This is a genomic window from Photobacterium obscurum (assembly GCF_026191635.1).
Taxonomy (GTDB): domain Bacteria; phylum Pseudomonadota; class Gammaproteobacteria; order Enterobacterales; family Vibrionaceae; genus Photobacterium; species Photobacterium obscurum.
The window spans coordinates 1-253 of sequence record NZ_JAKRRW010000080.1 but is presented as its reverse complement, the minus strand read 5'-3'; the positions used below and the strand labels follow the sequence as shown (position 1 = coordinate 253).

The 253-nt window shown below is 48.6% G+C and carries 1 tRNA gene; it reads left to right on the top strand.

What is annotated here, in order from left to right:
- The first annotated feature begins 2 nt into the window (after positions 1-2).
- Positions 3-87: transfer RNA gene (locus MD588_RS26210), tRNA-Leu, on the top strand.
- The last annotated feature ends 166 nt before the right edge of the window (positions 88-253 follow it).

Below are 253 nucleotides of genomic sequence, written 5' to 3'. Positions count from 1 at the left end.
ATGCGGAAGTGGCGGAATTGGTAGACGCACCAGATTTAGGTTCTGGCGCCGCAAGGTGTGAGAGTTCAAGTCTCTCCTTCCGCACCATTTACTGTTTGTCATGAATACATGACGCAGCAGATCAGGTTCACCAATCATCTGGTTTGTACAATTTGTTTAGAGATACCGTCTTGAAGAGCTCGCTCTTTGATGACAATATGCGGAAGTGGCGGAATTGGTAGACGCACCAGATTTAGGTTCTGGCGCCGCAAGG